Origin of the sequence: Pseudomonas sp. REP124 (assembly GCF_020164475.1) — a bacterium.
GTDB lineage: Bacteria > Pseudomonadota > Gammaproteobacteria > Pseudomonadales > Pseudomonadaceae > Aquipseudomonas.
Map to the genome: position 1 here is coordinate 1 of NZ_JAIQWX010000198.1, position 9,690 is coordinate 9,690.

Genomic DNA, 9,690 nt, shown 5'->3' on the forward strand with positions numbered 1-9,690 from the left:
TCAGTCGACATCACTGTTGAATGACACACCGCATTCGCGAGCAAGCCCGCTCCCACAGTGGATTTGGGTACATCCGGGAAATCAGGTCGGCTGTCAGGCCGCCATCGCTGGCAAGCCAGCTCCCACAGGTTTTGTGGTGAACACCAGATCTGTGATCCACACCAAACCACTGTAGGAGCTAGCTTGCTCGCGATGGTGGTCAACGATAACGCTGGCTACCTGATGCCCCGCGGCGCCCCAACCTTCATCGCGAGCAAGCTCGGCTCCTACACGGACCAATCCCGATCAGGCCGGCCGGTAGGCCGCCTCGCTTTTGATTTTGAGGTGCCCCGTCGGAAGGCCGAGTGGAGGTTCTGCGTAGTGGGCAACCCGGCATGGATGCCGGGTTAGCCGCCCCCGGCCATGGATGGCCGATGGCGGCGGGCCCACGGAGCAGGACCGGAGCGAGGGAATGCCGAGCCACAGCGAGGCACCGTACGTCAGGGGATAAAAGCGCTTGGTTACTTGGCGCTTTTCCAAGTAACCCGCTGTAAGAGCGGAACCATAAGTAGCCGTTACCGAAGAAACGGATCTACCCCCAATCCCACCCCCAAAAAACCTCAGGACTTACGCAAAGTCTTCTGCCGAAGAATATAAACCGTCACCAACACCGCACTGGTCAACATGAACCCCCGCGCCCAAGGCATCGGCACCAGATAGCAGGAAAACAGAATACTCACCCACATCAACCCAATGGCATACACCTTGCCCTTGAGCGGAATCCCATTGCCATCCAGATAATCGCGGATCCACGGCCCGAGACGAGGGTGATGCACCAGCCAGTGGTAGAAGCGCGGCGAACTGCGGGCAAAGCAGGCAGCGGCCAGCAACAGGAAAGGGGTGGTGGGCAGTACCGGCAGGAAAATCCCGATCACCCCCAGCACTACGCTCAGCCAGCCGATGGCCAGCAGCACGTAGCGCAACATCAGGGGGCGGTTGCCTATGGGGTTGTCCATAGGCGGGACCTTAGTGGTGACGAGGCTTGAGGATCGCCGGTTTTTCGTCCGGTGCGTTGCACAGCAGGTACAGAGCAGTCAGGGCTTCCGGGATTTGCACGATCATGTCGTCCATCAGGTTGGCGTCGGCGGCAATGTCGGAGAACTCCGGCTGCTCGTCGAACAGACCCGAACCGACCATGATCGGCAGCAGCATTTCGCTGACTTCGTCTTCGGCGGTTTCGAACCAGGCTTCTTCGCGCAGGAACACGCCTTCCATGAAACCGATGCACCAGCCGCGCAGGTCGGAATCGTCGGGGTCTTCGCCCAGGTCCAGGTCGCAAGGCAGTTCGAACTCTTCATCGGAAGCCAGCTGGCGCGCGATGTGAGCCTTGAGGGCCAGCAGGGTGGATTCGATCGCTTCACGCTCGGTGTCGTCGGCGTAATGCGGTTCTTCGGCAAAGAGCGCGTCGATCCACTCACGGTCCGGAACGGTTTCGGAACAGATCGACAGGGCGGTGAGGTAGCCGTGGGCGGCCACGTAGTCCAGAGCCTCGTCATGCAGTTCATCGGCGTCGAGGAAGACTTGCAGGCGGGTAAGTTGCTCAGCGAAGGACATTAAAGGGCTACCTTGGGGAATGTGCGATGCGGGAATTCTAGGCCTTCTTGAGCGCCGGGGCCAGCCGCGCGGCATATTTGCTGCCCCGAGAGCGTAATCCCTGTGGGAGCGCGCCTGCTCGCGATGACGCAGTTACAGTCAACGGCGACGGCGGCTGGTAGTGCGCCATCGCGAGCAGGCTCACTCCCGCAGGTTTTGCATCCAATTGTCTTGCGCATGTCTTCTCAGCGGCACCCTTTGCACAGGAGCGCTCGGGTATACTCGCGCGTTTTGTGATGCCCTGCCGGCTTCACGGCTGGAATGTGAAGCCACATGTAATGCGCACTTACGATTCGACGGTGCAGCGTTGACGGTTCTGAACCAGCCTTGCAGGGATGTTTCGGTGATTTTTGGAGTTTTTATGCTCGAACAGGCTCAACGCGTCCTCAAGGACATCTTCGGCTACGACAGTTTCCGTGGCCGTCAGGGTGCAATCATTGAGCGCGTGGCCAGTGGCGGCGATGCCCTGGTGCTGATGCCTACCGGTGGCGGCAAATCCCTGTGCTTCCAGGTCCCGGCGCTGTTGCGCGAAGGCCTGGCGGTGGTGGTTTCGCCGCTGATTGCCTTGATGGACGATCAGGTCGCCACCCTCGAAGAACTGGGCGTGGCCGCCGCTGCCTTGAACTCCACCCTGAGCGCCGAACAGCAGCGCGACCTCGCGGCCCGCATCCGCCGCGGCGAAGTGAAAATGCTCTACCTCGCCCCGGAACGCCTGGTCCAGCCGCGGATGATGTCCTTCCTGCAGGGCCTGAACATCGCCCTGTTCGCCATCGACGAGGCTCACTGCGTATCGCAATGGGGCCACGACTTCCGCCCGGAATACCTGCAACTGGGTCAACTGGCGGAAATGTTCCCCGATGTGCCGCGCATCGCCCTGACCGCCACCGCCGACAAGCGAACCCGCGAAGAAATCGTCACCCGCCTGCACCTGCAGAACGCCGAGCGTTTCCTGTCGAGCTTCGACCGGCCGAACATTTTTTACCGCATCGTGCCCAAGGAGCAGCCGCGCAAGCAGTTGCTGGCGTTCCTCGCCGAGCGCCGCGGCGATGCCGGCATCGTCTATTGCCTGTCGCGCAAGAAAGTCGAGGAAGTCGCGGCATTTCTCACCGAACAGGGCTTCCCGGCACTGCCTTACCACGCCGGCCTGCCCAACGACATGCGCGCCTACCACCAGAAGCGCTTCCTTAACGAGGAAGGCCTGATCATGGTGGCGACCGTGGCGTTCGGCATGGGCATCGACAAACCCAACGTGCGCTTCGTCGCGCACCTCGACCTGCCAAAATCCCTTGAGGCCTATTACCAGGAAACCGGTCGCGGCGGTCGTGACGGTCTGCCGGCGGATGCCTGGATGGCCTACGGCTTGCAAGACGTGGTGATGCTCAAGCAGATGCTGCAGAACTCCGAAGGTGACGAGCGCCACAAACGTCTGGAGCAGCACAAGCTCGATGCCATGCTCTCGCTGTGTGAAGAGACCCGCTGCCGTCGTCAGGCGCTGCTGGCCTACTTCGACGAGGAAATGCCCGAGCCTTGCGGCCACTGCGACAACTGCGTCGATGGCGTGCAGACCTGGGATGCCACCGAGCCGGCGCGGCAGGCGTTGTCGGCGATCTTCCGCACCGGTCAGCGCTACGGCGTCGGCCATCTGGTGGATGTATTGCTCGGCAAGGACAACGAGAAGGTGCGCAGCTTCGGCCATCAGCACCTTTCGGTCTACGGTGTCGGCAAGGCCCTGGGCGAGAGCGAATGGCGTTCGCTGTTCCGCCAGTTGGTGGCTCGCGGTCTGGCGGACGTTGATCACGAAGGCTACGGCGGTCTGCGGCTGAGCGACACTTGCCGACCGCTGCTCAAGGGCGAAGTGAGCCTGGAACTGCGCCGCGATCTCAAGGCACAGACCACCGCCAAAACCAGCAAGAGCCAGGCCAGCCAACTGGTGCGCGGCGAAGAGCGCGAACAGTGGGAAGCCTTGCGTGCCCTGCGTCGCAAACTCGCCGAAGAACATGGCGTGCCGCCGTACGTCATCTTCCCCGATTCGACCTTGCTGGAAATGCTGCGCAGCCAGCCGACCTCGCTGGCGGAAATGGCCCGGGTCAGCGGCGTCGGCGCCCGCAAACTGGAGCGCTATGGCGAGGCGTTCCTCGAAGTGCTCGGCGGTCAGGTCGAGGCACCGAAGGCAGTGGCCGACCTGCGTCACGAACTCATCACCCTGGCCCGGGCTGGCATGACGCCGCTGCAGATCGCCGGCCAACTGCAGTGCTCGGAAAAGAACGTCTACACCATGCTGGCCGAGGCCATCGGCCAGCAGCAATTGTCGCTGGAGCAGGCGCTGGATCTGCCGGAAGACTTGCTGGGTGAAGTTCAGGATGCGTTTCTGGACGGCGAAGGCGAATTGCCATCGGTTTCGGAGATTTCGGAACTCTTCGCAGGTCGAGTGCCGGAAGGGGTGTTGTACTGCGTCCGAGCCGCCCTTCAGTCGGAATTCGAGATTTAAGCTACTGTTTTTGAACGCGGAATCGCTGATGTAACGATTCAGTACAGAACAGGCCTTGCCACTGCTTCTGGCTCATGCTTAGCTGACTAATAATTAGTAATTCTTTATTTCAGTCTAATCATGAGTGTTTTATGCCGTTAACCGATCAACACCGCTTTGGCATGCAATTGGCCCAGATGTCGCGGGGCTGGCGTGCCGAACTGGATCGTCGTCTCGCGGGCCTTGGTTTGTCCCAGGCTCGCTGGCTGGTGCTGCTGCACCTGGCGCGTTTCGATGAAGCTCCCACCCAACGTGAACTGGCGCAAAGCGTCGGCGTCGAAGGACCGACCCTGGCCCGGTTGCTCGACAGCCTGGAAAGCCAGGGGCTGGTGCAACGCCAGGCGGTTCTTGAAGACCGCCGTGCGAAGAAGATCGTCCTCTGCACCCCGGCCCGTCCCCTGATCGATCAGATCGAAACCATTGCCAATCAATTACGCCACGAATTGTTCGAGGGCGTCGATGAGGCAGATCTGAAAATCTGCATGCGCGTCCACGCACACATTCTGGCCAACCTGGAAAAATCTTGATGCAGTGCCCAACTTCGATTTTTTGAGTTAGTGCGTTGAGCGGACTATAAGAACTACCAGGCAATATCGTGTTCGTACTGGATATGCGAACACGCGCAAGCTGGTTCTTGTTATCTAAGGGATGCTCATGCTCGAAAGTCGGCGGGTTGTTGTACGGTGTTGTGCCAGGTGGATGCTGGCCGGTACCGCTGTCTGTTGGTCGGCGTTGGCGCCGGCGCTGGGTCTGGGTGAAATCACCCTGCATTCGGCGCTGAACCAGCCATTGCGTGCCGACATAGCCCTGGTGGATGTCGGCGGGCTGGAGGAGGGCGAGTTGTCGGTCATGCTGGCGACGGCGGACGAATTCAGCCGCGCGGGTGTCGAGCGGGTTTTTTTCCTCAATGATCTGAAGTTCACGCCTGTGCTGCGGGGCAACCGCAACTGGATTCAGGTCACCTCGAGCAAACCGGTCAATGAACCCTTTCTGAATTTCCTCGTGCAGGTCAATCAACCCAACGGCCGGTTGCTGCGCGAATACACGGTATTGATCGATCCACCGGGTTCCCCGGGGATCGTGCCAGCCACCGAAGAGCTGGTGCCAAGTCGTACCGACTCTGCCTTTCCAAAAGTCCAGCCTGCTGCCGCGCCGAAGCCTGCGTCAGCGCAATCCTTGCCACCACCTGCCGCGGCACCCGTGCCTGATCCGCTTGCCGAGCAATTGGCGGACAGCGTGCTGCAGAATCAGCAGTTGCAGGCCACCATCGATCAACTCAACCAGAAAATTCAGGCTCAGGACGAGCAGATCGCCGCTGAAAGGAAACAGACGGCCGAACTGCAAACCCGGCTGGCGGAGATCAAGCAGGCACCACCTCAGCCCGTGGCGCCCGTTGCGGTGATCTCGGCGCCGGTGGTGGTCGAGGAGCCGGGTATCAATTGGTTGTTGGTGGGCGGCTTGTTGCTGCTGATTGCACTGGGATTGCTGGTTCTATGGAATCGTCGGCGTCAACGGGCCCCGGTAATGCTCGATGTGGCTGCCACACAGCCACCGCGACATGAACCATTGGTCAGCCCCGCGGCAGAAACGCTCAGCCAGGATCCGGCGCTGCAAACGACCCACGTACATCCCGAAGAGACATCCGCCAGCGAAGTACTGGAAGCGGTGGCGGTCTACATGACATACGGTCGCTATGCCGAAGCCATCAGCCTGTTGCGCGAGGCGATCGACAAGGACCCGCAACGCACCGATCTTGCGCTGCAATTGCTGGAGGTACTTGGCAGGCAGGGCGATGTGGCGGCCTATGACGCGCAGGAAGCCAGCCTGCGCAATGCGGGGTTTGACGAGCAATCGCTTCATGACATCCGCTCCCGTCACCCGAAAATCGAGTCAGTCGTGCCGGCTGCCGTTGCTTTACCGGTGGTTGCGCCCCTCGCTCCGATTTCGGAACCAGAACCCGATCCCGAACCTGCACCCGCGGACGAGTACCAGTTGAATCTGGATGAGCTGTCGATGGATACCCAGTGGGACCTGGGGCCGTTGGAGGACGCCCCGGTGTCTGACCTGCATTCGAACGAGCCGCCGCTGCCCGAGCCGGAAATCGAATGGGAAATCGAGCCCGCCTCGCGATCTCTGGACGACAGCTTTCTCGACGAATTCAGGGACAGTCCGTCGCTGGAACTCGAACCGCTGAGCCTGGAACCGACCGATCCCGAGAGTGCCGGCAAACTGGAACAGGCTCAGACCTGCATCGACGACGGCGACCTGGACAGCGCCATCCAACTGCTCAACGAGTTGCTCAAAGAGGCTGATGAACCCATGAAGCAGACGGCTCGCAGCTTGCTGGCTGGTATCCGCTAACACCACGCCCCCTGTAGGAGCGAGCATGCTCGCGATGGTCGTCAACGATAACGCGGGAAACCTGATGCCCCGCGGTGTCCAGTCGTTCATCGCGAGCGTGCTCGCTCCTACAGGGTTCAGCACAGGGTTATGATGGCCGCGCCCTTCGGCCAAGAGACAGACCTTCATGACCGCTCAAAAACCTGAAATCACCATCACCTATTGCACCCAGTGCCAATGGCTGCTGCGCGCCGCCTGGCTCGCACAGGAACTGCTCAGCACCTTTGGCGACGATCTCGGCAAGGTATCCCTGGTGCCAGGCACCGGCGGGGTCTTCCATATTTTCTGTGACGACGTACAGATCTGGGAACGCAAGGCCGACGGTGGTTTCCCGGAAGCCAAGGTACTCAAGCAGCGGGTTCGCGACCGGATCGATCCGGATCGCGATCTCGGTCATAACGACCGAACTAACAATGACGGGGCTTAGTGAGAAGCGGCTTCGACGGCGACAGCTTTCTTGCTTGAGCCGCCGGCAAATCTGCTGGACACCACGATCGCAACGATGATCAACGCGCCGCCCAGCAGCATGCGCAGGGTCGGTTGTTCATTGAACAGCAACCAGGCAATGGTGATGCCATACACCGGCTCCAGTGCGAAGACCACGGCGGCGGTCCGCGCCTTGATCACTGCGAGGCTGGCGACAAACAAGCTGTGGGCCACGCCTGTGCAGAACACCCCGAGCAGGGCGATCCACAACCAGTCCAGGGCGCGCACTTCGCTCAACTGCGGCGCAGCCATCGGCAGCAGGCACAGGGCGACCACCACGTTCTGACACAGCGCCGCCTGCACCGGGGCGATGCGCGCCGAGCTGGCGCGATTGGCCAGCGACAGCAGGGAAAACAGCAGACCGGATGCAATCGCCCAGAGCAGGCCGGTCGTGGCGCCGCTGGCAAGATCGAAGTCTGGCGTCACCAGCACCAGCCCGATACTCACCAACGTCACCAGGACAATTTCATTGGCGCGGATCCGCTCACGGAAAATCAGCCCTTCGAGAATCACGGTGAACGCCGGGAAGCTGGCAAAGCCCAGGGTGGCGATGGCAACCCCTGCAACCTTCACCGCAACGAAGAAACTCACCCAGTGACCAGCCAGCAGCAAACCGCTTAGCAGCAGCCGGCGCCAGTCCACTGCTTCGAGTTTTTGCCAGCGGGTATTGCTGGCGAATCGAGCAAAGAACGCCAGCGCCAGCACCGCGAACGCCGCCCGGCCGAAGACGATGATGGTCGGGGACGCGGCCGCGAGTTTGCCGAACACGCCGGTCAGGCCGAACATCAATGCGCCGATATGCAGGGCGCCCAGGGCGGTACGGGGAGTCATGGCAATCCTTAACGACAAACAAAAATGTATTGGACCGCACTACGAACGGTCGTGTCTGTCGCCGGACTATCGACTTTTGTCGCCAGCCTCGCGCCGCAACGCCCCAGGCGAGGCACCGAACTCGCGCAACACTGCCGCAGAAAACGCGCTTTGGGAGCTGTAACCGACGCGCAAGGCGATTTCGCCAATAGGCAGAGGTGAATCGCGCAGCAATTGCACGGCCTTGTGCAGACGTCGGCTGCGGATGTAATCCATCGGTGTCTGGCCGCATTCGGCAACGAAGCGCGCATGCAGGCGGGCGCTGGAAAGGCCGGCCACCTGGGCCAGGTCGGCGACCTGCAGCGGGTAGGCGGCGTACTGGTCGATGTGCGCATTCAGCGCGGCATAGGGCAGGCGCCGACCGCCAACGCTGTCGGGTCGGGCGTTGTTGAGACTGGCCAGCAGCAGTACGGCACCTTGTTGCGCAATCAGCGGATCAGCGACGTCGCTGTTGGCCAGCCAGTTGACCAACTGGCTCTGCCCGGCGTCCAGCGACAAGCGGCCTGCGGTGTCGAGCAAGCGCCGACTGGCCTCGGCGTGATCGCCCAAAGATTGGCCAAGCCATTGATCGTCGGGCACGTCCAGCACCAGACAGCGGCTGCCATTGGCACTGCCGCAGGCGTGATGGAAACCAGAAGGAATCACCACGAAACTCTGCTGGACCACCTGACTGCCACGCCCGTCCACCTCGAAATCCAGCGCACCCGACAGCCCGAACACCATTTGCGCGTGCTCGTGGCTGTGGACGATCAGGTCTTCGGTGTACTGGCGCAGTGTGAGGATCGGCCTCATCGCGGCTCTCTTGGCAGTTTTGATGAGCAAGCCCGCAGTCTACACCGACGTGGCGGGGCGCGCGTTGTCACAGGACTGACTTGCGCTTGTCATGGGCGATTAATCCGATGGGCGCAAGCTTTGCAAAACATGTCTGAGGGTTGCCCATGACCAGCGCCGAGCTCGCCAAACCCACCCGTAAGCAGCGTGTGCGGACCCTGTGGATTTCCGACGTGCACCTGGGCACGCGCGATTGCCAGGCCGAGCACTTGTCGCAGTTCCTCAAGGGGTATCACGCGGACAAAATCTACCTGGTCGGCGACATCATCGACGGCTGGAAACTGCGCGGCGGCATGTACTGGCCCCAGGCGCACACCAACGTGATCCGCCGTCTGCTGACCATGAGCAAGCGCGGTACCGAAGTGATCTACGTCACCGGCAACCACGACGAATTCCTGCGCCGTTATTCCAAGCTGATCCTGGGCAACATCCAGCTGGTGGACGAGGCGGTGCATGTGACCGCCGATGGCCGGCATCTGCTGGTGATCCACGGCGACCAGTTCGACGTTATTACCCGCTATCACCGGTGGCTGGCGTTTCTCGGCGACTCGGCCTACGAATTCACCCTGACCCTCAACCGCTGGCTCAACCACTGGCGCGCCCGCTATGGCTACGGCTACTGGTCGCTGTCGGCCTACCTCAAGCACAAGGTGAAAACCGCGGTCAGCTTCATCAGCGACTTCGAAGAAGCCATCGCCCATGAATGCGTCAAGCGCGAACTGCACGGCGTGGTTTGCGGGCACATCCACCATGCCGAGATTCGCAAGGTCGGCGGGGTGGATTACCTGAACTGCGGCGATTGGGTGGAGTCGTGCACGGCGCTGATCGAGCATTGGGATGGCACGATCGAGTTGTACCGGTTGGCCGATGCGCAGGCGCGGGAGGCGCAGTTGAAAGCGGTGAAGGTTGCGGAACCGGCATAGACAGATCCGACGTCTTCGCGG

General features: G+C 61.3%; 9 protein-coding genes. 5 read left to right on the forward strand and 4 right to left on the reverse strand.

The annotated features are described in order from the left end of the window. Nucleotides 1-599: 599 nt before the first annotated feature. Both K9857_RS28015 and K9857_RS28020 read right to left on the reverse strand, forming a co-directional pair. Complete coding sequence (locus tag K9857_RS28015; protein ID WP_175378406.1) at nucleotides 600-995, reverse strand: YbaN family protein; 396 nt, start codon at nucleotides 993-995, stop codon at nucleotides 600-602. Between the two features lie 10 nt (nucleotides 996-1,005). Then, complete coding sequence (locus K9857_RS28020) at nucleotides 1,006-1,593, reverse strand: YecA family protein (protein ID WP_224541436.1); 588 nt, start codon at nucleotides 1,591-1,593, stop codon at nucleotides 1,006-1,008. Between the two features lie 400 nt (nucleotides 1,594-1,993). Between K9857_RS28020 and recQ the strand changes: the two genes are divergently transcribed. From recQ to K9857_RS28040, 4 genes are all read left to right on the forward strand, one after another. Then, entirely contained in the window at nucleotides 1,994-4,120 is a 2,127-nt protein-coding gene (recQ, locus tag K9857_RS28025) for a DNA helicase RecQ (protein ID WP_224541438.1), read from the forward strand. Between the two features lie 131 nt (nucleotides 4,121-4,251). Beyond that, complete coding sequence (locus K9857_RS28030; RefSeq protein ID WP_224541440.1) at nucleotides 4,252-4,686, forward strand: MarR family transcriptional regulator; 435 nt, start codon at nucleotides 4,252-4,254, stop codon at nucleotides 4,684-4,686. A 127-nt stretch (nucleotides 4,687-4,813) separates the two neighbouring features. Further along, nucleotides 4,814-6,520: a FimV/HubP family polar landmark protein gene (locus K9857_RS28035; protein WP_224541443.1), complete on the forward strand. Its 1,707-nt coding sequence runs from the start codon at nucleotides 4,814-4,816 to the stop codon at nucleotides 6,518-6,520. 166 nt (nucleotides 6,521-6,686) lie between these two features. Then, the gene (locus tag K9857_RS28040) at nucleotides 6,687-6,986 is read left to right on the forward strand and encodes a SelT/SelW/SelH family protein (protein WP_224541446.1); all 300 of its coding nucleotides are present in this window, start codon (nucleotides 6,687-6,689) and stop codon (nucleotides 6,984-6,986) included. Here K9857_RS28040 and K9857_RS28045 read toward each other — a convergent pair. After that, complete coding sequence (locus K9857_RS28045; protein WP_224541448.1) at nucleotides 6,983-7,876, reverse strand: DMT family transporter; 894 nt, start codon at nucleotides 7,874-7,876, stop codon at nucleotides 6,983-6,985. The two genes, K9857_RS28040 and K9857_RS28045, sit on opposite strands and share 4 nt — an antisense overlap. A 66-nt stretch (nucleotides 7,877-7,942) precedes the next feature. Further along, a complete protein-coding gene (locus K9857_RS28050; RefSeq protein ID WP_224541451.1) occupies nucleotides 7,943-8,707 on the reverse strand; it encodes a helix-turn-helix transcriptional regulator in 765 nt (254 codons plus the stop codon). A 146-nt stretch (nucleotides 8,708-8,853) separates the two neighbouring features. Between K9857_RS28050 and K9857_RS28055 the strand changes: the two genes are divergently transcribed. Then, complete coding sequence (locus K9857_RS28055; RefSeq protein WP_224541452.1) at nucleotides 8,854-9,669, forward strand: UDP-2,3-diacylglucosamine diphosphatase; 816 nt, start codon at nucleotides 8,854-8,856, stop codon at nucleotides 9,667-9,669. The last annotated feature ends 21 nt before the right edge of the window (nucleotides 9,670-9,690 follow it).

Bases quoted from the DNA above. Each gene is read 5' to 3' on its own strand.
- K9857_RS28015 (WP_175378406.1), bottom strand. From the start codon at position 995: ATGGACAACCCCATAGGCAACCGCCCCCTGATGTTGCGCTACGTGCTG.
- K9857_RS28020 (WP_224541436.1), bottom strand. From the start codon at position 1,593: ATGTCCTTCGCTGAGCAACTTACCCGCCTGCAAGTCTTCCTCGACGCC.
- recQ (WP_224541438.1), top strand. From the start codon at position 1,994: ATGCTCGAACAGGCTCAACGCGTCCTCAAGGACATCTTCGGCTACGAC.
- K9857_RS28030 (WP_224541440.1), top strand. From the start codon at position 4,252: ATGCCGTTAACCGATCAACACCGCTTTGGCATGCAATTGGCCCAGATG.
- K9857_RS28035 (WP_224541443.1), top strand. From the start codon at position 4,814: ATGCTCGAAAGTCGGCGGGTTGTTGTACGGTGTTGTGCCAGGTGGATG.
- K9857_RS28040 (WP_224541446.1), top strand. From the start codon at position 6,687: ATGACCGCTCAAAAACCTGAAATCACCATCACCTATTGCACCCAGTGC.
- K9857_RS28045 (WP_224541448.1), bottom strand. From the start codon at position 7,876: ATGACTCCCCGTACCGCCCTGGGCGCCCTGCATATCGGCGCATTGATG.
- K9857_RS28050 (WP_224541451.1), bottom strand. From the start codon at position 8,707: ATGAGGCCGATCCTCACACTGCGCCAGTACACCGAAGACCTGATCGTC.
- K9857_RS28055 (WP_224541452.1), top strand. From the start codon at position 8,854: ATGACCAGCGCCGAGCTCGCCAAACCCACCCGTAAGCAGCGTGTGCGG.